The 23,872-nt window shown below is 66.7% G+C and carries 23 protein-coding genes; 1 reads left to right on the top strand and 22 read right to left on the bottom strand.

Annotation, left to right across the window (positions count from 1 at the left end; all coding sequences use genetic code 11):
• Window positions 1–64: 64 nt before the first annotated feature.
• A complete protein-coding gene (locus OSH07_RS00650; RefSeq protein ID WP_266336680.1) occupies window positions 65–1,360 on the top strand; it encodes a GrpB family protein in 1,296 nt (431 codons plus the stop codon).
• 70 nt (window positions 1,361–1,430) lie between these two features.
• On the opposite strand, the gene pnp is transcribed toward OSH07_RS00650, so the two are convergent.
• The 22 genes from pnp to OSH07_RS00540 all read right to left on the bottom strand — a co-directional run bounded on the left by pnp (window position 1,431) and on the right by OSH07_RS00540 (window position 23,872).
• On the bottom strand, window positions 1,431–3,563 hold the full coding sequence (gene pnp / locus OSH07_RS00645) for a polyribonucleotide nucleotidyltransferase (protein WP_266336679.1): 2,133 nt from the start codon (window positions 3,561–3,563) through the stop codon (window positions 1,431–1,433).
• A gap of 195 nt (window positions 3,564–3,758) precedes the next feature.
• Window positions 3,759–4,028 (bottom strand): 30S ribosomal protein S15, encoded by a 270-nt coding sequence (rpsO, locus tag OSH07_RS00640; RefSeq protein ID WP_266336678.1) that lies wholly within the window; start codon window positions 4,026–4,028, stop codon window positions 3,759–3,761.
• 301 nt (window positions 4,029–4,329) lie between these two features.
• The gene (truB, locus tag OSH07_RS00635) at window positions 4,330–5,253 is read right to left on the bottom strand and encodes a tRNA pseudouridine(55) synthase TruB (RefSeq protein ID WP_266336677.1); all 924 of its coding nucleotides are present in this window, start codon (window positions 5,251–5,253) and stop codon (window positions 4,330–4,332) included.
• A 3-nt stretch (window positions 5,254–5,256) separates the two neighbouring features.
• Window positions 5,257–5,691 (bottom strand): 30S ribosome-binding factor RbfA, encoded by a 435-nt coding sequence (gene rbfA / locus OSH07_RS00630; protein ID WP_266336676.1) that lies wholly within the window; start codon window positions 5,689–5,691, stop codon window positions 5,257–5,259.
• Window positions 5,692–5,856: 165 nt separating this feature from the next.
• Window positions 5,857–8,559 carry a translation initiation factor IF-2 gene (infB, locus tag OSH07_RS00625; protein WP_266336675.1) on the bottom strand — a complete coding sequence of 901 codons (2,703 nt, stop codon included), beginning with the start codon at window positions 8,557–8,559 and terminating at the stop codon, window positions 5,857–5,859.
• Window positions 8,556–9,263 carry an RNA-binding protein gene (locus OSH07_RS00620; protein WP_266336674.1) on the bottom strand — a complete coding sequence of 236 codons (708 nt, stop codon included), beginning with the start codon at window positions 9,261–9,263 and terminating at the stop codon, window positions 8,556–8,558. Before OSH07_RS00620 ends, infB begins: the two co-directional genes overlap by 4 nt.
• Window positions 9,264–9,288: 25 nt before the next feature.
• Window positions 9,289–10,890 (bottom strand): transcription termination factor NusA, encoded by a 1,602-nt coding sequence (gene nusA / locus OSH07_RS00615; RefSeq protein WP_266336673.1) that lies wholly within the window; start codon window positions 10,888–10,890, stop codon window positions 9,289–9,291.
• Between the two features lie 42 nt (window positions 10,891–10,932).
• Window positions 10,933–11,547 carry a ribosome maturation factor RimP gene (rimP, locus tag OSH07_RS00610; protein WP_266336672.1) on the bottom strand — a complete coding sequence of 205 codons (615 nt, stop codon included), beginning with the start codon at window positions 11,545–11,547 and terminating at the stop codon, window positions 10,933–10,935.
• Between the two features lie 188 nt (window positions 11,548–11,735).
• Window positions 11,736–12,434 (bottom strand): tRNA (guanosine(46)-N7)-methyltransferase TrmB, encoded by a 699-nt coding sequence (gene trmB / locus OSH07_RS00605; RefSeq protein ID WP_266336671.1) that lies wholly within the window; start codon window positions 12,432–12,434, stop codon window positions 11,736–11,738.
• Window positions 12,431–13,621: a methionine adenosyltransferase gene (metK, locus tag OSH07_RS00600; RefSeq protein WP_266336670.1), complete on the bottom strand. Its 1,191-nt coding sequence runs from the start codon at window positions 13,619–13,621 to the stop codon at window positions 12,431–12,433. The genes trmB and metK overlap by 4 nt, the downstream gene beginning before the upstream one ends.
• A gap of 207 nt (window positions 13,622–13,828) precedes the next feature.
• On the bottom strand, window positions 13,829–14,242 hold the full coding sequence (locus tag OSH07_RS00595; RefSeq protein ID WP_266336669.1) for a helix-turn-helix domain-containing protein: 414 nt from the start codon (window positions 14,240–14,242) through the stop codon (window positions 13,829–13,831).
• Between the two features lie 155 nt (window positions 14,243–14,397).
• Window positions 14,398–16,032 carry an apolipoprotein N-acyltransferase gene (gene lnt / locus OSH07_RS00590; protein ID WP_266336668.1) on the bottom strand — a complete coding sequence of 545 codons (1,635 nt, stop codon included), beginning with the start codon at window positions 16,030–16,032 and terminating at the stop codon, window positions 14,398–14,400.
• A gap of 69 nt (window positions 16,033–16,101) precedes the next feature.
• On the bottom strand, window positions 16,102–17,079 hold the full coding sequence (locus OSH07_RS00585; RefSeq protein WP_266336667.1) for a hemolysin family protein: 978 nt from the start codon (window positions 17,077–17,079) through the stop codon (window positions 16,102–16,104).
• 38 nt (window positions 17,080–17,117) lie between these two features.
• Window positions 17,118–17,615, bottom strand: a complete 498-nt coding sequence (ybeY, locus tag OSH07_RS00580) for an rRNA maturation RNase YbeY (protein ID WP_266336666.1) — start codon at window positions 17,613–17,615, stop codon at window positions 17,118–17,120.
• On the bottom strand, window positions 17,612–18,643 hold the full coding sequence (locus OSH07_RS00575) for a PhoH family protein (protein WP_266337345.1): 1,032 nt from the start codon (window positions 18,641–18,643) through the stop codon (window positions 17,612–17,614). The genes ybeY and OSH07_RS00575 overlap by 4 nt, the downstream gene beginning before the upstream one ends.
• 50 nt (window positions 18,644–18,693) lie before the next feature.
• Entirely contained in the window at window positions 18,694–20,100 is a 1,407-nt protein-coding gene (miaB, locus tag OSH07_RS00570; RefSeq protein ID WP_266336665.1) for a tRNA (N6-isopentenyl adenosine(37)-C2)-methylthiotransferase MiaB, read from the bottom strand.
• A 77-nt stretch (window positions 20,101–20,177) separates the two neighbouring features.
• Window positions 20,178–21,023 carry a lyso-ornithine lipid O-acyltransferase gene (gene olsA, locus OSH07_RS00565; protein WP_266336664.1) on the bottom strand — a complete coding sequence of 282 codons (846 nt, stop codon included), beginning with the start codon at window positions 21,021–21,023 and terminating at the stop codon, window positions 20,178–20,180.
• On the bottom strand, window positions 21,023–21,478 hold the full coding sequence (locus OSH07_RS00560; protein ID WP_266336663.1) for a Fur family transcriptional regulator: 456 nt from the start codon (window positions 21,476–21,478) through the stop codon (window positions 21,023–21,025). The genes olsA and OSH07_RS00560 overlap by 1 nt, the downstream gene beginning before the upstream one ends.
• A gap of 26 nt (window positions 21,479–21,504) precedes the next feature.
• Entirely contained in the window at window positions 21,505–21,978 is a 474-nt protein-coding gene (locus OSH07_RS00555) for a GNAT family N-acetyltransferase (RefSeq protein WP_266336662.1), read from the bottom strand.
• 11 nt (window positions 21,979–21,989) lie between these two features.
• Window positions 21,990–22,652, bottom strand: coding sequence for a tRNA (adenosine(37)-N6)-threonylcarbamoyltransferase complex dimerization subunit type 1 TsaB (gene tsaB, locus OSH07_RS00550; protein WP_266336661.1), 663 nt, complete (start codon window positions 22,650–22,652; stop codon window positions 21,990–21,992).
• Window positions 22,653–22,697: 45 nt separating this feature from the next.
• The gene (locus OSH07_RS00545; RefSeq protein ID WP_266336660.1) at window positions 22,698–23,255 is read right to left on the bottom strand and encodes a NifU family protein; all 558 of its coding nucleotides are present in this window, start codon (window positions 23,253–23,255) and stop codon (window positions 22,698–22,700) included.
• A 122-nt stretch (window positions 23,256–23,377) separates the two neighbouring features.
• Window positions 23,378–23,872, bottom strand: coding sequence for a universal stress protein (locus OSH07_RS00540; RefSeq protein ID WP_266336659.1), 495 nt, complete (start codon window positions 23,870–23,872; stop codon window positions 23,378–23,380).

Below are 23,872 nucleotides of genomic sequence, written 5' to 3'. Positions count from 1 at the left end.
CCTTTTCGCGGGGCGCCGCATTCACTACCCTCCCGGGCTGCCTCGCGCAGCCTGGGAGCTTCTCATGCCTCCGCCGATCCCGGTCGATCTCCAGCCCCATACGCCCGCCTGGTCCGATGCCGCTGCGCGGGAGGCGCAGCGCCTCGCCGAGGCGCTCGGGCCGCAACTGATCGCCGTCCACCACATCGGCTCGACCGCGATCGCGGGCCTTCTCGCCAAGCCGATCCTCGACATGATCCCCGAAGTCCGCGCGCTGGCTGCGTTCGACGCCTGCCAGGCAATCCTTGCGCATCTCGGCTATGAGTGGTGGGGCGAATACGGCATGCCCGGCCGCCGCTATGCGACGCTCACCGACGGCGCGACCGGCCAGCGCTGCATCCAGCTGCATGTCTTCGAAACCGGCTCGCCGCATATCGTGCGCCACCTGGCATTCCGCGACTATCTGCGTTCGCATCCCGCCAAGGCGCGCGAATATGAAACGGTCAAGCTCCGGAGCCGGGAGCAGCATCCGCACGATTCGCATGCCTATTCCGAAGCGAAATCGGACTGGGTGCGCCTGACCGAAGCCGAGGCAATCGCCTTCTACCGCCTTCTACCGGACGCGCTAAGGCGGGCTGGCCCAGCAGAGCCGAGCCTTCCGAATGGCCACGCAGCTGCAAATCGTTCTAGCCTGCGACGAACGGGAGCAAGCCAAATGCGCCAGCCAACCTTTCATCGCGTCGTCGGCCTCGGCGAGAACTGCCGGGCGAAGCACAATATCGAGCGGAAGTGGACCGAGTATCGGCGCACGAGCTTGCGGGCGACGACGGATTGCCTGACGCGGACGGTGTTCGATTGGCAGGCCACGCCCTACCCGGCCCTGCTCGAATATCTCCGCCGCGATTTTCGCGGCATGTTCGAGCGGGAAGACCTGGGCATGCTCGACGGCCGCGTCGTCAACAAGCGTTATGGAACGCTGCATCGGCACGACTTTCCCGACAGTCCCGACCTCGCCATCCACTATGCGGCCGCGCGCTCCCGCCACGACCATCTCTGCAACAAGACGCGAAGCGCCGTCACGGACCGGCTGCCGACCCTGTTCATCCGCTATGGCGCGCTGGCGCCCGGCGAGGAACGCGTGCTGCACGACGCCATCGCCGCGCTCCGGCATGGCCGGCCCTTCGCGCTGGCGCTGATCGACGATGACGGGCACCCGCCTTCCGATCCGGCCGAGCCCTGGCAGGGCAACCACGACTATTGGCATGCGGCGCTGTCCCGCTATTCGATGCGATCCGACGCGTCGCTCGGCACCCTGCTGCCGAAGATCGCCCGCGAGCAGGCCCGCCGCATCGCCGGCCACATCCGGCACCTCCGCTTCTGAGGCCCCCCAATGCAAAAAGGCCCGGCGATCGCTCGCCGGGCCTTCTCATTTTGTCGACAAAAGCGGGCGATTACTCGCCGGCGGCTTCCGTCTTTTCCTTGATCTCTTCGCCGGTCGCCTGGTCGACGACCTTCATCGACAGGCGGACCTTGCCGCGCTCGTCGAAGCCGAGCAGCTTGACCCAGACCTTGTCGCCTTCCTTGACGACGTCCTGGGTCTTCGCCACGCGCTGACTCGAGAGCTGCGAGATGTGGACGAGGCCATCCTTGGCGCCGAAGAAGTTGACGAAGGCGCCGAAATCGACGGCCTTGACGACGGTGCCCTGGTAGATGGCGCCGACTTCCGGCTCGGCGGCGATGCCCTTGATCCAGTTCAGCGCGGCGGTGATCGCCTTGCCGTCCGAGGAGGCGACCTTGACGGTGCCGTCATCGGAGATGTCGATCTTGGCGCCGGTCTTTTCCACGATCTCGCGGATGACCTTGCCGCCCGAACCGATCACTTCGCGGATCTTGTCGGTGGGGATCTGGATGACTTCGATGCGCGGCGCATGCTCGCCGAGCGACGGACGCGCGCTGGTCAGCGCCTTCGCCATTTCGCCGAGGATGTGCTCGCGGCCGCCCTTGGCCTGGTCCAGAGCGACCTTCATGATCTCTTCGGTGATACCGGCGATCTTGATGTCCATCTGGAGCGAGGTGACGCCCTCGGAGGTGCCGGCGACCTTGAAGTCCATGTCGCCGAGGTGATCCTCGTCGCCCAGGATGTCGGAGAGGACCGCGTAGCGATCGCCTTCGAGGATCAGGCCCATGGCGATGCCCGCCACCGGACGCTTCAGCGGTACGCCGGCATCCATCAGCGACAGCGAGCTGCCGCAGACGGTCGCCATCGAGGACGAGCCGTTCGACTCGGTGATCTCGGAGACGACGCGCAGCGTGTAGGGGAACTCGTGGTGGTTCGGGAGAACCGGACGGACAGCGCGCCAGGCGAGCTTGCCGTGACCGATCTCGCGACGGCCGGGCGAACCCATGCGGCCGGTCTCGCCGACCGAGTAGGGCGGGAAGTTGTAGTGCAGCAGGAAGGTTTCCTTGTAGGTGCCTTCCAGCGCGTCGATGAACTGCTCGTCATCGCCGGTGCCGAGGGTGGCGACCACCAGGGCCTGCGTCTCGCCGCGGGTGAAGACCGCCGAGCCGTGCGTGCGCGGCAGGACGCCGACTTCCGACACGATCGGGCGGACCGTCTTCAGGTCGCGGCCGTCGATGCGGCTGCCGGTGTCGAGGATGTTCCAGCGAACGATCTTCGCCTGGAGCTCCTTGAAGACGGCGCCGATCTTTTCCTTGTCGAAGCGGGGCTCTTCGCCTTCCGGGAAGAAGTGTGCCAGCACCTTCGCCTTGACGGCGTCGACGGCGGCATAGCGCTCCTGCTTGACGGTGTTCTTGTAGGCCTCGCGCAGCTCGGCCTCGGCGATGCCGAGCATCTCCGTCTCGATCGCCGAAAGGTCGGCCGGCGCGAACTCGCGCGGCTCCTTGGCGGACTTCTCGGCGAGCTGGATGATCGCGTCGATCACCGGCTGGAAGCCGCGATGACCGAACATCACGGCGCCGAGCATGGTCTCTTCCGAAAGCTCCTGCGCTTCCGACTCGACCATCAGGACGGCGTCCTGGGTGCCGGCGACGACGAGGTCGAGCTTCGAGCTCTCATTCTGCTCGAGCAGCGGGTTCAGCACGAACTCGCCGTCGATCAGGCCGACGCGCGCGCCACCGACCGGGCCCATGAAGGGCACGCCGGAGATCGTCAGCGCAGCCGAGGCGGCGACGAGGGCGACGATGTCGGGATCGTTCTCGAGGTCATGCGAGAGAACGGTCGTGACGACCTGGGTCTCGCAGCGGAACCCTTCCGGGAACAGCGGGCGGATCGGACGGTCGATCAGGCGGGAGGTCAGCGTCTCCTTCTCGGAGGGCCGGCCTTCGCGCTTGAAGAAGCCGCCGGGGATCTTGCCGGCTGCGAAGGTCTTCTCCTGGTAGTTGACCGTCAGCGGGAAGAAGTCGACACCCGGCTTCGGCGCCTTGGCGGCGACGACGGTCGCCAGCACGGTCGTTTCGCCATAGGTGGCGAGAACGGCGCCGTCAGCCTGGCGGGCTATCTTGCCCGTCTCGAGGACGAGCGGGCGGCCGCCCCATTCAATTTCGACGCGTTGGACATCGAACATGGCAATTCCTTTCCTGCGCGGATGCGCCCAAGGAGCCATGAGCAAGACGGCTAGAGGCTTTCGACCCTACGAGGAAAAAGCATCCGGCGATCCTGCCATGGCTCGACCGCTGATCCGCGGGCAAATCGCGCGGCAGCCCCATGCCGCCGCGCCGTACAGGCGTCTGTGGAGGCAGGCCCCGAGGGCCCGCCTGTCTCAGCGACGCAGGCCGAGGCGCTCGATGAGCGTCTTGTAACGCTGCTCGTCCGTCTTCTTCAGGTAGTCCAGCTGGCTACGACGCTGGCTGACCATCTTGAGCAGGCCGCGGCGCGAATGATTGTCCTTGCTGTGACCCTTGAAGTGTTCGGTGAGGTTGGCGATGCGCTCCGAGAGCACGGCAACCTGCACTTCCGGCGAGCCGGTGTCGTTCTCGACGGTCGCGAATTCCTTGATCAGTTCCGCCTTGCGAGCAGCTGTGATCGACATCGGGTATCCCTTTCCTGGGCTCTAGTTCCGGCTTCCTCGCCGGAAAATCAAAATCCGACCGACTTCCGCAGCAAGCCCCACGCCGGCTCGCGCCGTTCGGGACATGCAGGACGACGGTCTCGACGTCCCCGGACGGCCGAGGCCGTCGCGGTCGCCGCTGTTTCGACGGCCAGTGCCGGGATGTCGTCCAGCACGGTCGCCGTTCCAAGCGGCTTGGCCCGGACGGCAAAACCGTCCGGGAGCGCGGCCTATATGGCCGAATTTGCCTGCAATAGCCAGAGGAAACTTCCCTGACGTCCGTTCACGCGCCGACGAAGACGCGTGATGGATGCAGCTCGCCGCGCTCGACTTCGCCGATCGCGACCAGGGTGCCGGCGACGGTGGCGAACACCGTCGCGCCATTTTCAGGCGCGTCGCGGCCGCGCAGCAGCACGCTCTGGCCGTTGCGCAGCCGGGCCCCGTCGGTCTCGGAGATGCGCACCTCGGCGAGGTCGCCGAGCGCGAGCTCGACGGGCGCGAGATGCGCGTCGCAGCCCTCGGCCCCGCCCTCCTCCTGCGCGGCGCGCAGATCGTCGAGCTTGATCATCGACGCCTCGTCGAACGGCCCGACCAGCAGCCGGCGGAGGCCGACGACGTGGCCGCGCGTGCCAAGCGCCCGCGCCATGTCGCGGGCGATCGCCCGCACATAGGTGCCCTTGCCGCATTCGGCGGCGAAGACGGCGGTGTTCTCGTCCGGCATGTCGACCAGGTCGAGGCGATGGATCTGGATCGGTCGCGCCTCCAGCACGACGTCCTCGCCGTCGCGCGCCAGGTCATAGGCGCGCTCGCCCTCGACCTTGATGGCGGAAAAGGCCGGCGGAACCTGCATGATCTCGCCGGTGAACTGATCCAGGATCGCCTCGATCGCCGCCCGCGTCGGGCGCACGTCGGAAGTGGCGACCGGCTGGCCTTCGGCGTCGTCGGTGCGCGTCTCCTCGCCCCAGCGGACGGTAAAGCCGTAGATCTTGCGGCCGTCCATGATGAACGGCACGGTCTTGGTCGCCTCGCCGAGCGCGATCGGCAGGCAACCGGTGGCGAGCGGATCGAGCGTGCCGGCATGGCCGGCCTTCTGCGCGCCGAACAGGCGCTTCACCACCGAAACGGCCTGGGTGGAGGTCATGCCCAGCGGCTTGTCGAGGCTGACCCAGCCGGAAACCGGCCGCCCCTTCTTCTGGCGTTGGCCCATGATCTACTCTTCGTCGGTCTCGTCGTGGCCGCGACCCGCCTCGATATCCTGGCGGACGACGGGGTCGTTCCGGAGCAGCGCATCGATCTTGGCGGCTTCGGCAAAGGACTTGTCGAGCACGAATTTCAGGTCGACGGCGAACTTGAGCTCGATCCGGCGCGAAACCTCGCCGCGCAGATATTTGCGATGCTGCTCGAGCGCCGCCACCACGGCGTCGCCATTGTCGCCCCCGAGCGGCATGACATAGCAGGTCGCCATCTTGAGATCGTTCGAGACGCGGACCTCGGGCACCGTGACGATAACGCCGTCGAGCACGGGCTCGTTCAGATTGCCGCGCGACAGAACCTCGGACAGGGCATGGCGGACCAGCTCGCCGACGCGCAGCTGACGCTGGCCGGCGACGCCGATCTTCTTCCCATTGGCAGCCGTTCTGGCCATTTCGGAAATACTCCATCGCGCCTTCAGGCGGCGCGTGCGGGCCGCTTGTGCGACGGATCCGCCTCGGGCCGCGACATCCGCCGGGCCGAACCAATTTGAAACGGGACGAACGCGACCGAGACGGCCGCGTTCGTCACCACGATTTCGGGATCGAAGCGTACGCGATCAGAGCGAGCGCTTGATCTCCTCGACGCGGTAGCACTCGATGATGTCGCCTGCGCGCATGTCTTCGTACTTCTCGAAGGCCATGCCGCATTCCTGGCCCGCCGGCACTTCCTTGACTTCGTCCTTGAAGCGCTTGAGCGTCGACAGCTTGCCCTCGTGCACCACGACGTTGTCGCGGATGAGGCGGACATTGGCGCCGCGCTCGACCGTGCCGTCGGTGACGCGGCAGCCCGCGACCTTGCCGACCTTGGAGATGTGGAACACCTCCAGGATCTCGGCATTGCCGAGCATCGTCTCGCGCCGCTCGGGCGTGAGCAGGCCGGACATCGCTGCCTTCACGTCATCCACGAGGTCGTAGATGATGTTGTAGTAGCGGATCTCGATGCCTTCGCGGTCGGCCACGTCGCGCGCCTGCTTGTTGGCGCGAACGTTGAAGCCGATGATCGCGGCGTTCGAGGTCGCGGCCAGCGTGACGTCGGACTCGGTGACGCCACCGACACCGGACAGGATGATGCGAGCCTGCACCTCGTCGGTGCCGAGCGCTTCCAGCGCACCGGCGATCGCCTCAACAGAGCCCTGCACGTCACCCTTGATGACGAGCGGGAATTCCTTGAGACCGGCGCTCTGACGCTGGTTCATCATCTCGGCGAGCGAGCCGCGCGCCGTCGTCTGGCGGGCAACAGCCTTCTCGCGCTTCTGGCGGGCGCGGTAGTCCGCGATCTCGCGGGCACGGGCCTCGTTCTCGACCACGGCGAAGCGGTCGCCGGCGGCCGGCGCGCCCTGGAAGCCCAGGACCTCGACCGGCATCGACGGCGCGGCGTCGGTCATTGCGATGCCGCGATCGTTCAAGAGCGCGCGGACGCGGCCCCATTCCGAGCCGGCGACGACGATGTCGCCCGGACGCAGCGTGCCGCGCTGGACGAGGACGGTCGCGACCGGGCCGCGGCCCTTGTCGAGCTTCGCCTCGATGACGACTCCGTCGGCGGTGCGGTTCGGGTCGGCCTTGAGGTCGAGCACTTCCGCCTGCAGCAGGATGGTCTCGAGCAGCCGGTCGAGATTCTGGCCGGTCTTGGCCGAAACCTCGACGTCCAGCGTCTCGCCGCCCATCGATTCCACGAAGACTTCGTGTTGCAGCAGCTCGGTACGCACCCGGGTCGGGTCGGCCGAGGGCTTGTCGATCTTGTTGATCGCCACGATCACCGGAACGCCAGCCGCACGGGCGTGATTGATCGCCTCGATGGTCTGCGGCATCACGCCGTCATCGGCGGCGACGACCAGGATGACGATATCCGTCGACTTGGCGCCGCGCGAACGCATCGCCGTGAAGGCGGCGTGGCCCGGCGTGTCGATGAAGGTGATCTTCTGGCCGTTCTGCTCGACCTGGTAGGCGCCGATGTGCTGGGTGATGCCACCGGCCTCACCCGACACGACGCTGGTCTTGCGGATGGCGTCGAGCAGCGAGGTCTTGCCGTGGTCGACATGGCCCATGATGGTGACGACGGGCGGCCGGGTGACCAGCTCGCCTTCCGACTCGCGGGTGTCGAACAGGCCTTCCTCGACGTCGGACTCGGCGACGCGGCGAACCGTGTGGCCCATTTCCTCGGCGATCAGCTGGGCCATGTCGGCGTCAATGACGTCGGTAGCCTTGAGCAGCTGGCCCTGCTTCATCAGGAACTTGATCACGTCGACGGCGCGCTCGGCCATACGATTGGCGAGATCGCCGATCGAGATGGTCTCCGGCAGCACGACCTCGCGCGACACCTTCTCGCGCGGACCCTGCGAGATATTGCGGTTGCGCTCGCGTTCGCGGCGACGACGGACCGAGGCGAGCGAACGCTCGCGCTCGGAATCGTTCAGCGCGTTCGAGAGCGTCAGGCGACCGCGCGACGCGCCGTCATCCTTCTTGACCGGCTTCGGATCGACAGCCTTCGGACGCTTCGAGGTCGACGGGCGCAGACCGCCCGAACGATCGTCGTCGTCGAGCGCGCGGCTGGTCGGGCGGGCGCCCGGGGCCGCGGTGCGCTGCGCCGGCTTTTCGGTCGCGTTGGGGTCGCGCTGCGTCGGCGCGGCCGCACGGGCCGCCGGCTGGGCGGCCGTGGTCTGGCGAGCCGCCGGCGCGGCCGCAGAGGTCTCGCTCTGGCGACGGCGGGCGGCCTCCTCGGTCTTCTCGCGAAGGGCTGCCTCGGCGGCGCGGCGGGCGTCTTCCTCAGCCTGGCGCTTGGCGGCTTCCTCGCGCTCCTTGGCGAGGCGAACCTCTTCCTCGGCGCGGCGGATCGCATCGAGCTCGGCCTGACGGCGCTCTTCGGCATCGCGGACACGGGCATCGGCGAGCGCCTTGGCGCGGGCGTCGAGCTCATCAGCCGAGAGCTGGCGCAGCACCATGCCGGGGCGTCCGCCCTGCGGACGCGACGACTGGGCCGGAGCGGCCGGTCCCTGGCGCGACGGCGCCGAAGACTGGATGGGCTTCACGGAAGAGGTCGGCGAAGGAGCCGGCGACGGACGCGGCGCGACGGGCTGGGCCGCGGTCGGCTCAGCCTTGCCATGCATCAGAACCCGCTTCTTCTTCTCGACGACGACGGTATTGGTCCGGCCATGCGAAAAACTCTGGCGCACGGTACCGCGCTCCGGATCGCGGCCCTTGAGGCTCAGGGTCTTCTTCGCGCCGCCAAGATCCTTGTCGCCGCTGTTGTTCGTATCGTTCATTCGGTCTTCTGTCCTGCGGGGTCTTCGGCCATTGCCGACACGTTCGGTTCACGCACTTGCGGCGCGTCGATCGCGCCAACGTCATCGCCAATAGCAACGAGCCCGTCTTCTCCCAGAAAACAGGCGAGCGCGGCGACACGCTCTATCACATTTTCGCTCGCCCGGCCCACGAGCAGAGCAGCATGTATCACATTTGACCGGCCCAATGCCAAATCCAATTGCTCCGATCGGAACATACGGAGCACCGGAACGGCATCGGTTCGTCCAAAACGGCGTTTCAGGGCCGCCTCGATCTTCGCACGGCCATCCTCGGCCGCTTCCTTCGCCTGGACGATCCCGGCGAGGCCCTCGCGGGCGATCGCCGTCTCGACCTTGGCGAAACCGGTGACGATCTCACCGGCCTTTCGCGCGAAGGACAGGGCCTGAAGGGCCGCATCCTCCAGCAGGCTCTCGACGCGCCCGGCCAGGCCGGGCTCGACGACGACTTCCTGCTTGAAGCCGCGCGCGAAGAGCCGCTTCTTTTCCGCCTGCGCCACGAGATCCGCGCGGGCGGTGATCCAGACGCCCCGGCCCGGCAGGCGATGCCGGAGATCCGGAACCACCCTGCCTTCCGGGTCGAGGACGAACCGGATCAGTTTCTCGGTTGGCATCGCCTCTCGCGTGACGATGCAGCTTCGGGTCGTCGGTTCGCTCTTGCGCGGCAAAACTTCTCTCCGCGGTCCGAACGCCTCAGGCCTCGGCCTCTTCGCCGGCGGCATTGGCTTCCTGCTCGGCGGCGGCCTCGTCCTCGGTGATCCAGCCGGCCCTGACGCGGGCGGTCATGATCATGTTCTCGGCGTCGCTGCGCGAGAGGCTGAAGCCGTCGAGCACGCCGCCATGGCGGGTCGTCTCGCCTTCGTTCCGCTCGGCCCAGCCGACGAGATCGTCGGGCACGTAGCCAGCAAAATCCTCGATCGTCTTGACGCCGTCCTTGCCGAGCGCGACGAGCATGGAGCTCGTGAGGCCCGGGATTTCCTTGAGCTCGTCGAGCACGCCCAGCGACTTGCGCTCCTCGTCGTGCTCGGATTCGAGCCGGTCGAGATAGTCACGCGCGCGCTGCTGCAGCTCGGCGGCAGTCTCTTCGTCGAAGCCTTCGATCGATGCCAGTTCATCCGGCTCGACGAAAGCGATTTCCTCGAGCGAAGCAAAACCTTCGGAAGCGAGCAGCTGGCCGACGACTTCGTCGGCATCGAGCGCCGTATTGAACAGCGCCGAACGCTCCTGGAATTCCTTCTGGCGACGCTCGGATTCTTCCTGCTCGGTCAGGATGTCGATATCCCAGCCGGTCAGCTGCGAAGCAAGGCGCACATTCTGGCCGCGACGGCCGATGGCAAGGGATAGTTGGTCATCCGGGACCACGACTTCAATACGCGACGCGTCTTCGTCGAGCACGACCTTGGCGACTTCCGCCGGCTGCAGCGCGTTGACGATGAAGGTGGCAGCGTCGGGCGACCACGGAATGATGTCGATCTTCTCGCCCTGCAGCTCGTTGACGACGGCCTGGACGCGGCTGCCGCGCATGCCGACGCAGGCGCCGACCGGATCGATCGAGCCATCGCGCGAGATCACGGCCATCTTGGCGCGCGAACCCGGATCGCGGGCGACCGACTTCACCTCGATGATGCCGTCATAGATCTCGGGCACTTCCTGGGCGAACAGCTTCGCCATGAACTGCGGATGGGTGCGCGACAGGAAGATCTGCGGGCCGCGCTGCTCGCGGCGCACGTCATAGACATAGGCGCGGATGCGGTCACCATAGCGGAAGGCTTCGCGCGGGATCATCTCGTCGCGGCGGACGATGCCTTCACCACGGCCGAGATCGACGATCACGTTGCCGTATTCGACGCGCTTGACCGAGCCGTTGATGATCTCACCGATGCGATCCTTGAACTCGTCGAACTGGCGATCGCGTTCGGCCTCGCGCACCTTCTGCACGATGACCTGCTTGGCCGACTGGGCGGCGATGCGGCCGAAATCCATCGGCGGCAGCGCTTCGGCGATATAGTCGCCGACCCGGGCCGCAGGATTCTGGTCGGTCGCGAGATCGAGCGAGATCTCGATCGCCGGGTTCTCGACATTGTCGACGACCTGCAAGAGGCGCTGCAGCCGGATCTCGCCCGTCTTCGGGTTGATCTCGGCGCGCACGTCGGTCTCCGAACCGTAACGCGAACGGGCCGCCTTCTGGATCGCATCTTCCATGGCGGCGATCACGATCTGCCGATCGATCACCTTCTCGCGGGCAACCGCGTCGGCAATCTGCAGAAGTTCGAGGCGGTTGGCGCTGACTGCCATCGTCCTGTCTCCGTTAACCTGAACCTGATGACGGCGTCGCGATCAAGCGTCGCTGGTCTCGTCTGTTAAGTCGTTGTCGTCGATGTCGTCGTCGGGTTGCTGGCGCTTGGCATCGCGCAGCGTCTCGGCGATCAGGGCGTCGGTCATGACGAGCCTGGCATCGGAAATGGCGTCGAGCGGCAGCCAGACCCGGTCGGGCGCGCCCTGCGGCGCATCCTCGAGCTTGACGCCGGTGGCGTCGCCGTCGAGGCCGATCAGGATGCCGCGAAAGCGCTTGCGGCCCTCGATCGGCGCGCTCAGCTCGATCTTCGCCTCATGCCCGGCCCAGCGCACGAAATCGGCGCGGCGTACGAGCGGGCGATCGATGCCGGGCGACGACACCTCGAGGTGATAGGCGCCGGAGATCGGGTCCTCGACGTCGAGGGCGGGCGAAATGTTGCGGCTGACCTCGCCGCAATCCTCGACCGTCATCGTGCCGTCGGGACGCTCGACCATAACCTGCAGCGTCTGACCGTTGCGGGTGGAAAGCTTGACGCGCACCAGCCGGTAGCCGAGCCCCTCGATGATGGGTTCGACGATCGCCGCGACGCGGGCGTCGAGCCCCGTCTCGGTGACGATGCGTGCTTCGTTTTCCGGGGCGATATCCGCCAAATGCATGCTCCGTTCAAGGATCTCGTAGAGTGCGTCCGGCCGGAGCGGGCCCGGAGGTCCACTCTCTCTTACGACCGATCGTTTGAGATGAATGAAAGGCGTATAGGCCCAGGATCGCGCGAATGCAAGCAAAAGTGGCTCTATCGGCGAGCGGCGAGGCCGGATCGGCCGCGCCGCGGGGCGAACAGGGCGCCCTAGCGGCGCTGGAAGGTCAGGTAGCTTCCCTGCCGACCCTCGCGAAAAGCCTTCTGCTCGTAGCGCGTTCCCGGCCAGCCGGCCCAGGGCTTGCGCCAGTCGTCGGCGTCGCGCGCCGTCCAGGTGAATTCGGCGTGATCGCGCACATGCAGAAGCGTCCACTCGACATAGGATTCGATGTCGGAGGCGAAGCGGAACAGGCCGCCCGGGCGCAGCACGCGGGCGAAACGCGTCAGGTTCTTTTCGGAGACGAAGCGGCGCTTCCAGTGACGGAACTTCGGCCAGGGATCGGGATAGAGCAGATCGATCGCCGCGAGGCTCGCCGGCGGCAGCCAGTCGAGCAGCTCGGCCGCGTCGCGATCGAACAGGCGGACATTCGCGAGCCCGCCCGCATCGATCGCCGAGGCCGCCTTGGCCATGCCGTTGACGAAAGGCTCGACACCGATGCGGCCGACGGCCGGCTCGGTGGTGGCGCGATGCACGAGATGCTCGCCGCCGCCGAAGCCGATCTCGAGCACGACCTCGCCAACCGGCGCCTTGAACAGGGACGGAAGGGCGGCGGGCGCCGGTGCGGAAACGTCGATGCTCAGCCGCGCCAGGACGTCGGCGAGCGTTTCGGCCTGACCGGCGCGGAGATTGTGTCCCTTGCGCCGGCCATAGAAGGAATCGCGCCGGAGCGCGTGGTCAGGAGTGGTCACAGCGATTTACGGATCGCTTCCACGAGGTCGGTCCGCTCCCAGGAGAAGCCACCATCCGCTTCCGGCGCACGGCCGAAATGACCATAGGCCGAGGTCCGGGCGTAGATCGGCCGGTTCAGCTGCAGGTGCTCGCGGATACCGCGCGGCGACAGGTCCATGACCTGGGCGAGGACCTGCTCGACGCGGGATTCCTCCACCTTGCCGGTGCCGTGCAGGTCGACATAGATCGACAGCGGCTGCGACACGCCGATGGCGTAGGAGAGCTGGATCGTGCAGCGAGCGGCGGCGCCGGAGGCGACGACGTTCTTGGCAAGATAGCGGGCGGCATAGGCGGCCGAGCGGTCGACCTTGGTCGGGTCCTTGCCGGAGAAGGCACCGCCGCCATGCGGCGCGGCGCCGCCGTAGGTGTCGACGATGATCTTGCGGCCGGTCAGGCCGGCGTCGCCATCGGGCCCGCCGATGACGAACTTGCCGGTCGGATTGACATGCCAGATGGTGTTGGCGCCGATCCAGCCCTCGGGAAGCGCCTCGCGGATATAGGGCTCGACGATCGAACGGACGTCGTGCGAGCTCAGGTTCTCGTCGAGATGCTGGGTCGACAGCACGATCTGCGTGACTTCGACCGGCTGGCCATTCTCGTAGCGGACGGTAACCTGGCTCTTGGCATCCGGACCGAGCGCATGCGTCTCGCCGGAGCGACGCGCCTCGGAGAGGCGCTTCAGGATGCGGTGGGCATAGAAAATCGGCGCCGGCATCAGCTCGGGCGTTTCCGAGCAGGCATAACCGAACATGATGCCCTGGTCGCCGGCGCCTTCATCCTTGTTTCCCGCGGAATCGACGCCCTGGGCGATGTCGACCGACTGGGCGTGCAGATGCACGTCGATGTCGGCCGTCTCCCAATGGAAGCCGCCCTGCTCGTAGCCGATATCCTTGATCGCCAGCCGGGCGATGTGGGAAACGAGATCGCGGGTGATCGCGGCCGGGCCGCGCGTTTCGCCGGCGATCACCACGCGATTGGTGGTGGCGAGCGTCTCGGCGGCGACGCGAAGGTGGCTCGGATCCCAGCCCTGCTCCGGACCGATGCGGAAGAAGGCATCGACGATTTCGTCGGAGATACGGTCACAGACCTTATCAGGATGCCCTTCGGAAACTGACTCACTCGTGAACAGATATGACGTTCTCGACACCGCAACGGACCCCGTGCAGAAAATGGCCGGAGCAGGTGCTCCGGCGATACCATGGCTTTTTTAGCCAGTACCGCCAGTGGGTCAAGCCGCAAAGGGCCCGTTCGCGCGGAACCGCGACGACGGAGAAGAAACTTCCGACCCAACCCTGTCCGACGCAAGCTGAAACTCAATTGCCGCCTGCCCGCCCGGCCTCAGCCGGCGAAGCAATCAATCGTCGGTTTCTTCGCCGGCCACGGCCCGCACGAGTTCGACGATACGACGACGCACCTTGGTGTCCTTGATACGGACGAAGGCCTTGTTCAGCTGCAGGCCTTCGGTGCTGGTCAAAAAGTCGGTGACGAAGGCGGCAGGGCGCGCTTCGGCGAAACCGCTTTCTGCAGATGCGCCCGGCGCATCCTCGAAAAAGAACGAAACCGGCACTTCGAGCACCTGCGCGATGTGCTGCAAACGGCTGGCGCCGATGCGGTTGGTGCCCTTCTCATACTTCTGAATCTGCTGGAACGTGATGCCGAGGCTCTCGCCCAGCTTTTCCTGACTCATGCCCTGCATCATTCGGCGGAGCCGGACGCGCCCACCCACATGCATATCGACGGGATTGGGCTGCTTCTTGTTAGCCATCAAGGGCTTCTTCTCCTAGACCCATGCCGCACCGGCCGGAAATTACAGAAAGGGCTTCTACCCTGACTAGTCCGCGTGCCTGCACGCACTATCGGCGGAAGCTCCGCCGATCTAATAAGCCCCGCCCGCGCGCAAAATGCCGCTGCGCAATCTGCGTGTCAATTGCGTTGTTTAGTCCGGGTGAAACTTCCAGTAGAGGCTACAACGATCGCGAGTATGATCAAGGCGAAATAAAGACTGTCCCGATACTTGGAATAGATTGTAGGCCTTATTGCAACTGGAAGAGTACCGTCGACAACGCCATCTTGGTCAACTCCAAGATATGCCAAGAGGTTCCCATAGGGATCGATGATTGCCGACACGCCTGAGTTTGCAGAACGTGCTACCGGGATGCCCTCTTCGACCGCTCTTATGGTTGCCTGATGCAGATGCTGCCAGGGGCCCGGAGTATCGCCAAACCAGCCATCATTGGTGACATTGACGATCCAGCCGGGTCGATCGGCACCGTCGACCACCTCGCCGGCGAAGATAATCTCGTAACAGATGAGCGGACTAAAGGACGGCGCCCCCGGCAGATCCAGCGTCATCCGTCGTTCGCCGGCGTCGAAACCGCCCGGCAAAGCAATCATTTGACTGATGCCGAGACCCCGGAGAATTCTGTCGAATGGCAGGTATTCTCCGAATGGGACTAAGTGCACCTTATCGTAACTGCTCCGAACTATCCCGTCGGAATCGACTATTTGCAGGCTGTTGAAAACCCGCGGCTCGATTTCTTCGCCCACAACCGCCTGGCCGCGGGCGGCGCCGGTGATCAACGTCGCGTTGTCCGGCAGGAACGAACCGATCAGCGCCAGCGCGTTCGGCTGCTCGTCGAGCAGGAAGGGAAAGGCGGTTTCCGGCCAGATCAGATGGGTGAAAGGGGCGGGTTTTCCCTCTTCCATGCCGGTTGCGCTCAACCGTAGATATCGGCCAAGAATTTCGTCGCCGCGACCGGAGGCCCATTTTTGGTCCTGTGCGATCACAGGTTGCACCAGACGGAGCCTGACGCCGGGTACCATTGCCGTTTCGGCCGATGCGAGGCGTGCAAAACCGAAGCCGAGGTCCGCCAGGAACAGCGCGGCGATCACAAAAAACGCACAACGATCCACAACTCGATCGCCGGGATCGCGGCTGAACCACAGGATTGGCGCCGCAGCGACGAGAAAGGCGAAGAAGGTGACGCCCCAGACGCCGATCAGCGAGGCCACCTGCATCATCACGGGCACCGGCATCATGGCATAGCCAAAGGCGTTCCATGGAAAGCCGGTCAGGACGTGCCCGCGCAGCCACTCGACCAGGCTGAGGCAGACGGCGAGGACGAGGATACGGGGCCAGCCGCGCGGCCAGGCGATGCGGGCGACGCCGGCGCCAAGCCCCCAGAACAGGGCGAGGCCGGCCGGCAGGACCAGAACGGCGAGCGGCATGAGCCAGGCGAAGGCCGCCGCGTCGACGAGGAAGGCGGCGCCGATCCACCAGAGCCCGCCGACGAAATAGCCGAAGCCGAAGCTCCAGCCGACGGCGAAGCCGGAGCGGAAGCGCGATAGCCCACCGGCAGAGGTGGCCGGCGCGCGGTCGAGCAGGAACACGAGGAACGGGAGCGTGATCCAGAGGACGGGAAACCAGCCGAGCGGCGGCAGCGCCAGGGCCGAGCCGGCCCCGGCGAGAATGGCGAGACCGGCCCGCCGCCAGCCTCGCGCCAGTGCCATGGGGCGGGGCCGATCCGGCGCCGCCAGACTGTTCGAGCGAAAGGCCATGGTCTCCCGGATCTCTGGTGGGCCGCGCTCAGGCGCGGGAACGAGGGATGCGGGAGCGCGGCACGGCGGTCACGCGGCCGCCGCGTCCGTGCGGCGGATACGCAGGCGCTTCACGCGGCGCGGGTCGGTCTCGAGGATCTCGAACTGCAGGCCACCGGGAACGTCGATCTGCTCGCCGATGGCCGGGATCCGGCCGAGCAGCGTGAACACCATGCCGCCGAGCGTGTCGACGTCGTCATGCTCGGAGCCGAGATCGAGCCGTGTGCCGAGCACCGCCTCGACATCGTCCAGGTCGGCGCGGGCGTCGGCGAGATAGGAGCCGTCGGCATCGCGGACGATCATCGGCGCCTCGACGTCGTGCTCGTCCTCGATATCGCCGAAGACGATCTCGACGACGTCCTCGAGCGAGACCAGCCCGTCAGTGCCGCCATATTCGTCGATCACCACCGCCATCTGCACGCGCTTCGCCTGCATGGTCGAAAGCAGCGTCGCGGCCGGCATGGAGGGCGGCACGAACAGCACTTCGCGGATCACCGATGTCTCGCCGAGAGGAATGCCGAGATTGATCCGGGAGAGGTCCAGCCCGCCCTCGATCGAGGCCGCCGACATCATGTAGTCCATCAGATCCTTGATATGGACCATGCCGATCGGGTCATCGAGGCTTTCGCGGTAGACAGGCATGCGCGAATGGCCGGAATCGCGGAAGGCCGCCACGGCCTCGCCGACGGTCTGGTCGACGTCGAGGGCAAGGATGTCGGCGCGCGGAATCATCACGTCGTCGACGCGGACCTCGCGCAGATGCAGGATGTTGCGCAGCATGCGGCGCTCTTCGGCGGTGAAGGTGTTGTCCGCCTCGCCCGCGTCCAGGGCGTCCTCGATGTCGTCGCGCAGGGATCCGGCTACCTTGAGCCCCACCGCCTGGCGGATTCGATCCAGCCAGCTTTCGGGTGCGCGTTCCGTCTCGCGCAATTCGGGCGCGGGGGTTTGACTACTCTGGGGCTCGGGGTTCGATTCCGCGCTCGAACCGGGCGTCTCGGTGTCACTCATCGTCCGTCGTTTGTCAGTGCTGATCGATCGCCGCCGCCTTACAGCGGAGGCTCGGCGTAAGGGTCGGCAATGCCAAGGCGGGCCAGGATCTCCGTCTCCAGAGATTCCATGCGTTCCGCTTCGTCATCCTCCAGATGATCATGCCCGAAGAGGTGAAGCAACCCGTGCACCACCAGATGGGTCAGATGGTCCTCGAAAGCCAGCCCCTGCTCGGCGGCTTCGGCGACCACTGTTTCACGTGCAACCACGATGTCACCGAGCAGCGGGCCGAAGCGCTTGGAGTCCGGCGGGCTGCCGGGAAAGGACAGCACGTTGGTCGCCTTGTCCTTGTCGCGATAATCCGCATTGAGCTGCCGCACATGCTCGTCGTCGGTGAACACGACGGAAAGCTCGGAGCCCTTGACCGCAGGCAGCTGGCCGACGGCAAAGCTCGCCTCGACCGCCTGCGCCACCAGACGCGCGAGCTGGTCCTCCTCCGGCCAGTCGCCAGCCTCGACCAGCAGGTCGATCGCGATCGGCAGGGTATTTGCGCTCATGCCGGGCCTCCCGAGCGAGCGCCGCGCGGCGGCGGCGAGACGGGACGCGGCGGCGCCTTGTCATAGGCGCGCACGATGCGGCCGACGAGCGGATGGCGAACGACGTCGACATCCGTGAACTTGATCTGGACGATGCCGGGCACGTCGCGCAGCAATTCGCTCGCCTCGACGAGGCCGGAGATCTGGCCCGGGGGCAGGTCGACCTGGGTCGGGTCGCCAGTGACGATCATCCGCGATCCCTCGCCAAGGCGGGTCAGGAACATCTTCATCTGCATCGAGGTGGTGTTCTGCGCCTCGTCCAGGATGACGACGGCGTTCGCCAGCGTGCGGCCGCGCATGAAGGCGAGCGGCGCCACCTCGATCATGCCGGAAGTCAGGCCGCGCTCGACCTTTTCCGGCGGCATCATGTCGTAGAGCGCGTCATAGAGCGGGCGGAGATAGGGATCGACCTTCTCCTTCATGTCGCCGGGCAGGAAGCCGAGCCGCTCGCCCGCCTCGACGGCGGGCCGCGACAGGATCAGGCGCGAGACATCGCCGCGCTCGATCAGGGCGGCAGCATAGGCGACGGCGAGATAGGTCTTGCCGGTGCCGGCCGGGCCCATGCCGAAGACGAGCTCGGCCCGGTCCATCGCCCGGATATAGGCGTCCTGGGCCGGATTGCGGGCCATCACGGTGCGGCGGCGGGTCGAGATCTGCGCCATGGCGAGCCGGCCCTTCGGCTCCAGGCTCGGCAGCGAAAGCTGCTCGTCGTCGGCGATCGCCATGCGGATGGCGCCCTCGACGTCGGCGGGACCGACCTCGTGGCCCTGCTGCAGGCGGACATAGAGCAGGTCGAGCGCCAGCCGCGCCTGGGCGCAGGCTTCGGGGCGTCCGCGCACGGTCACCTGATTGCCGCGCGCCACCGCCTCGACGCCGAGCTTCTGCTCGATGATGGCCAGGTTCTGGTCGAACTGGCCAAGGAGCTCGCTCGCCAGCCGGTTGTCGTCGAAGGCGATCACGACATGGGTGATGTCGGAAGCATGCGACATGTCAGCGGCGCGGCCACCCGGCACTCCGGGCGGCGTATGGGAGCGTGCATTCACGTAATGGCCTCCACGGTGCTCGAGATCGCGGCCGTCCGGCCAACCGGCTCGGCCAAGGTGCCAAACAGGGAATTCGAACCAAGTCCGGTGATCGAAACCCGGCCGATCGTGCCGATCCGGCTCTCGTCGCCGTCGACCAGCACGGCCTGCAGATAGGGCGAGCGGCCCATCAGCTGGCCGGGACGGCGGCCGGCCTTCTCGAACAGCACGTCCATCTCGGTGCCGACGCGCGACCGGTTGAACGCCGTCTGCTGGTCGAGAATCAGCGCCTGCAGACGCTGCAGCCGCTCCGACATCACCCGCTCGTCAACATGGCCGTCCCGGCCCGCCGCCGGCGTTCCCGGGCGGGCGCTGTACTTGAACGAATAGGCCGCGGCATAGCCGACCGTCTCGACCAGGCGCATCGTCGCTTCGAAATCCTCGTCCGTCTCGCCGGGGAAGCCGACGATGAAATCGGAGGAAAGCGCGATGTCGGAGCGTGTGGCGCGGATGCGGTCGACGAGGCGGAGATAGTCGTCCGCCTTGTGCTTGCGGTTCATCGCCGTGAGGATCCTGTCGGAACCCGCCTGCACCGGCAGGTGCAGATAGGGCATCAGCGCCGGCAGGTCGCGATGCGCCGCGATCAGCGCGTCGTCCATGTCGCGGGGATGGCTGGTGGTGTAGCGCAGCCGGTCGAGGCCCGGGATTTCGGCGAGGCGGAACAGCAGCTCGCCGAGGCCCCATTCGCGGCCGTCGGTGCCGGCGCCGTGCCAGGCATTGACGTTCTGGCCGAGCAGGGTCACCTCGCGCACGCCGGCATCGGCCAGCCGCTGGGCTTCCTCGACAATCCGGGCGACCGGTCGCGAGACTTCCGCCCCTCGCGTGTACGGCACGACGCAGAAGGTGCAGAACTTGTCGCAGCCTTCCTGGATGGTGAGGAAGGCGGTGACGCCGCGCGCCCGCGTGCGCTCGCGGGTCGCGGCCGGGAGACGCTCGAATTTCTCGGCGAGCGCGAACTCGGTCTCGACCGCCCGCTTGCCGCCGGCGACGTCGCGCAGGAGCTGCGGCAGGTGCTGGTAGGATTGCGGCCCAACGACCAGGTCGACGACCGGGGCGCGGCGGGCGATCTCGGCGCCCTCGGCCTGGGCGACGCAGCCCGTCACACCGATGGTCACGGCACGGCCGCTCCGCGCCGCCTCTTCCTTCATCACGCGCAGGCGCCCGAGTTCGGAATACACCTTCTCGGCCGCCTTCTCGCGGATGTGACAGGTATTGAGGAGGACGAGGTCGGCGTCATCGACCTTGTCGGTCGCTTCGTAGCCATCGCTTGCCAGGGCATCCGCCATACGATCGGAATCGTAGACGTTCATCTGGCAACCATAAGTCTTGATGAAGACGCGCTTCTTTTCTTGGGTTCCGGTCATTGATCCGGTTATCTACCGCCACGGTTCGGCTTGGCACGATCGCTTCCGGCGGGTGTCCCGCCGTCGCCTGTCCCTTCCTATCCGCTTTCTGCCTCGCTGAGAATAGGCGCTTCCGGTGACGGCGCGGTGACGGTGATGTTCTTGAGGCCCCGCGCCCGGATCGAGCGCACCAGCGCGCGCACTTCCGCCTCGGCCGAGGCCGTCACCTGCTTGCGGTCGACGTCCGGTCCGAACACGATCGGCTCACCGAACGCGACCACGGCATCGACGGCGCCGATATCAATCAACCCGACCAGATGCGGCGCCAGATCCATATCGCCATGCCAGGCGATCTCGGCCATGCGCGAGCGGTCGATCGGCAGGCCCTGGAAGCCGACATAGACGATGGCGACGGGCTGAACGACGATCGGCCGGTCGCCGCCGCCCGCCTCGCGCGCGGCCCCGACCAGGGCGCTGCGGAAGGGCAGGATCGAGATGCCGTCGCCAGTCGTGCCCTCGGCGAACAGCACCAGCGCCTCGCCGCCGGCCAGCCGCGCGGCGATGGCATTGCTGGCGGCGGCGGTCGCCGTCCGCCGCGTGCGGTCGATGAAGACGCTGCGCTGCAGCCGCGCCAGCCACTTCACCACCGGCCAGCCGCCGACCTCGCTCTTGGCGACGAAGGAGACCGGCAGCAGGCTGCCGAGCGTAACGATATCGACCCAGGAAACATGATTGGAGACGATCAGGAGCGGCCGGTCCGTCGCCGGCGTTCCCTCGACCCGGACGCGCAGGCCAAGGCAGCGCGCCGCCACACGCTGCCACCACATCGGCACGCGGGCAGCCAGCTTGGGCCGGAAGCGGATGGCGAAGAGCTGGACCGGCAGCAGGACCAGCGTCGTCAGCAACAGGCCCGCCAGGATCGCGGCGAGCCGCAGCCGCCCCATCAGGAACGGCCCTTCGGCGTCTTGTCGTCGATCGGCACGGCATAGAGCTCGAGCCGATGGTCGACCAGCTTGTAGCCGAGACGGCGGGCGATCAGCTCCTGCAGCGCCTCGATCTCCTCGCTGCGAAACTCGATGACGTCGCCGCTGCGCAGGTCGATCAGGTGGTCGTGATGCTCTTCCGACACCGCCTCATAGCGGCTGCGACCGTCGCGAAAATCGTGACGCTCGATCATGCCGGCGTCCTCGAACAGCTTCACGGTGCGGTAGACGGTCGAGATCGAGATACGCGGATCGATCGCCGAGGCGCGGCGATAGACTTCCTCGACATCGGGATGATCCGTGGCGGCGTCGAGCACGCGCGCGATGACGCGGCGCTGCTCGGTCATGCGCATGCCCTTCTCGACGCAGGCGTCTTCCAGGGTTGTCGGATGCTGCAGCTCTTGCGTCACACTCATCTCCTGCCCCCTGACACAAACTCGCTTCACCGGAGCTTCAAGCGCAGCACCAGCGCCGTTCCGCCCGGACCATGGTCCTCGGCATAGTAGCCCTTTCGGCGGCCCACTTCGACAAATCCGAGCGAGCGGTAGAGTGATACCGCGCTTGCATTCTTCTCGTCGACTTCCAGAAAGATCTCCGGCACGAGGTCGCGATAGAGCGCGCGCAGCGCCGCCTCCATCAGCCGGCGGCCATAGCCGCGGCCGCGCGCGGCGGGCGCCACCACGATGGTCAGCACCTCGGCCTGATCAGCCACGGTGCGGATCAGGATGAAACCCTGCGGCCGGCGGACCCCGAACAGGGATTCGCGCCGCAGAACATGGCTGCTCACCGTCTTGTCGGCGATCAGCGCGTCGATCTCGTCGGCGCTCCAGCCGCGCCGGAAACCGGTGGCATGGATCTCGGCCAACGCCTCGGCATCCTCCGCCTCGGCGGCGTCCAGGATGATGCGAGGCCGCAACAACATATCCATCATCGGCGCGCAATTCCCTTGTGAAGCTGCGGCTTGGCGTCGGGAGGGCGGACATAGAGCGGCTTCGGCGGATGACCGGCGGGATCGAGCGCCGCGCCGAGCTCCAGCAGGGTCGCGATATCGGGAGCCGAGCGGTCATGGAGGATCCGTCCCGACGATCCGAGCCGCGCCGCGCCGGCGCCGGCAAGGTCCGCGCCCGACTGCGCCGCCAGCTCGGCAAAGAACGGCATGGCTTCAAGCACGGCCTCGCCGACCGGCTCGGCATTCGCGGAGAAGAGCTGGCCGTAGAGATCGTCGCCACGCGCCGGCAGCAGCGCCAGGATCGGCCGATCGGCGACCTCCCCGCGCTCGCGCTTCGCCAGCGCCGCATGGACCTGCAGCGTGCCGACACCGACGACGGGGATACGGTGGACGAGCGCGAGGCCGCGCGCCGCCGAAATCCCGACGCGCAGGCCGGTGAACGAACCCGGGCCGATCGAGACGACGATGCGGTCGAGGCTCGCCGCCGACACACCGGCCTCGGCGAGCAGCGCCGCGATCTCCGGCATCAGCCGCTCGGCATGGCCCTTGCCGATGGTTTCGACGCGCGAGAAGACGACTCCGCCGCTCGCGAGACCAACGGAGCAGTTTTCGAGCGCGGTATCGATGGCGAGCAGGTTCATGCGCCCCGGATAGAGGCTGAACGGGCCGCTGTCGAGCGCTGCGGATCAGGAAACCGCTTCAACCTCGCGCACTTCAGGCACGAAATGACGCAGCAGGTTCTGGATTCCGTGCTTCAGCGTCGCCGTCGAGGACGGGCAGCCCGAGCAGGAGCCGCGCATGTTGAGATAGACGACGCCATCGCGGAAACCCTGGAAGGTGATGTCGCCGCCATCCTGCGCCACGGCCGGGCGGACGCGAGTCTCGATCAGCTCCTTGATCGTCTCGACCAGCTCGGCATCGCCCTCGTCGAAGAATTCCTCGTCGCTGGCATGCGGCTTCAGCGTCGCCATCACCGGCACGCCGGCCATGAAATGCTCCATGATCGCGCCGAGGATGGCCGGCTTCATGTGCTGCCACTCGCCGTCCTTCTTGGTCACGCTGATGAAATCGTGGCCGAGGAACACGCCGGAGACGCCATTGACGGAGAACAGGCGCTCGGCCAGCGGCGAGCGTTCGGCTTCGCCGGCATCGCGGAAATCGGCCGTGCTTTCCGGCAGGACAAGCCGGCCGGGCAGGAACTTCAAGGTCGACGGATTCGGCGTCGCTTCGGTTTGGATGAACATGATGCGGGCTCCGTGCGAACTTGTTTAGAATATTTCCAGAATTGGCATCGTAGTCATTGTCGAGGCCCGATCCAAGCGGAATCCGGCTCCGGCGCCTAAAATCGTAGTCTCGGGGTCAGGTTTCAAGCGATGGCGGCGATGTCGTCGTCGGAAAGCGTGCCCGGGACGATGGTGATCGGCACCGGGAAGGTCGCCGCGAGCTTGCCGGCGATCGAGGAAACCAGCGGTCCCGGCCCTTCCTTGTCGGTGCCGGCCGCCAGGACGAGAATGGCGATGTCCTCGTCGCCCTCGATCAGCGCCGTGATCTGCTCGGCGCGGGTGCCTTCGCGAATCACCAGTTCCGGCTCGATCGAGGAATGGCGGCGGGCGAGATCGGCGAAGCGGCCGAGCGCCGCCTCGGCCTCGTCCATCGCCTCGGCCCGCATGATGTTCTCGACGCCGATCCAGTGCTGGAAGCCGGTCGGCTCGATCACATAGAGCAGGACGAGGCCGCCGCTGGTGCGGTCGGCGCGCCGGGCGCCGTAGATGACGGCGCGCGAGCATTCGGGCGTGTCGTCGATCACCGCCAGAAACTTGCGGCGGTGACCCGTTTCCGTGCTCTTGCGCTTCATCAGCAT

Origin of the sequence: Kaistia nematophila (assembly GCF_026343855.1) — a bacterium.
GTDB lineage: Bacteria > Pseudomonadota > Alphaproteobacteria > Rhizobiales > Kaistiaceae > Kaistia > Kaistia nematophila.
This window is presented reverse-complemented; position numbering and strand designations above follow the sequence as displayed.

What these genes read in the sequence shown, in the direction of transcription:
- OSH07_RS00650 (WP_266336680.1), top strand. Translation starts at nt 65, where the DNA reads ATGCCTCCGCCGATCCCGGTCGATCTCCAGCCCCATACGCCCGCCTGG.
- pnp (WP_266336679.1), bottom strand. Translation starts at nt 3,563, where the DNA reads ATGTTCGATGTCCAACGCGTCGAAATTGAATGGGGCGGCCGCCCGCTC.
- rpsO (WP_266336678.1), bottom strand. Translation starts at nt 4,028, where the DNA reads ATGTCGATCACAGCTGCTCGCAAGGCGGAACTGATCAAGGAATTCGCG.
- truB (WP_266336677.1), bottom strand. Translation starts at nt 5,253, where the DNA reads ATGGGCCAACGCCAGAAGAAGGGGCGGCCGGTTTCCGGCTGGGTCAGC.
- rbfA (WP_266336676.1), bottom strand. Translation starts at nt 5,691, where the DNA reads ATGGCCAGAACGGCTGCCAATGGGAAGAAGATCGGCGTCGCCGGCCAG.
- infB (WP_266336675.1), bottom strand. Translation starts at nt 8,559, where the DNA reads ATGAACGATACGAACAACAGCGGCGACAAGGATCTTGGCGGCGCGAAG.
- nusA (WP_266336673.1), bottom strand. Translation starts at nt 10,890, where the DNA reads ATGGCAGTCAGCGCCAACCGCCTCGAACTTCTGCAGATTGCCGACGCG.
- rimP (WP_266336672.1), bottom strand. Translation starts at nt 11,547, where the DNA reads ATGCATTTGGCGGATATCGCCCCGGAAAACGAAGCACGCATCGTCACC.
- lnt (WP_266336668.1), bottom strand. Translation starts at nt 16,032, where the DNA reads ATGGCCTTTCGCTCGAACAGTCTGGCGGCGCCGGATCGGCCCCGCCCC.
- OSH07_RS00585 (WP_266336667.1), bottom strand. Translation starts at nt 17,079, where the DNA reads ATGAGTGACACCGAGACGCCCGGTTCGAGCGCGGAATCGAACCCCGAG.
- ybeY (WP_266336666.1), bottom strand. Translation starts at nt 17,615, where the DNA reads ATGAGCGCAAATACCCTGCCGATCGCGATCGACCTGCTGGTCGAGGCT.
- OSH07_RS00575 (WP_266337345.1), bottom strand. Translation starts at nt 18,643, where the DNA reads ATGTCGCATGCTTCCGACATCACCCATGTCGTGATCGCCTTCGACGAC.
- miaB (WP_266336665.1), bottom strand. Translation starts at nt 20,100, where the DNA reads ATGACCGGAACCCAAGAAAAGAAGCGCGTCTTCATCAAGACTTATGGT.
- olsA (WP_266336664.1), bottom strand. Translation starts at nt 21,023, where the DNA reads ATGGGGCGGCTGCGGCTCGCCGCGATCCTGGCGGGCCTGTTGCTGACG.
- OSH07_RS00560 (WP_266336663.1), bottom strand. Translation starts at nt 21,478, where the DNA reads ATGAGTGTGACGCAAGAGCTGCAGCATCCGACAACCCTGGAAGACGCC.
- tsaB (WP_266336661.1), bottom strand. Translation starts at nt 22,652, where the DNA reads ATGAACCTGCTCGCCATCGATACCGCGCTCGAAAACTGCTCCGTTGGT.
- OSH07_RS00545 (WP_266336660.1), bottom strand. Translation starts at nt 23,255, where the DNA reads ATGTTCATCCAAACCGAAGCGACGCCGAATCCGTCGACCTTGAAGTTC.
- OSH07_RS00540 (WP_266336659.1), bottom strand. Translation starts at nt 23,872, where the DNA reads ATGCTGATGAAGCGCAAGAGCACGGAAACGGGTCACCGCCGCAAGTTT.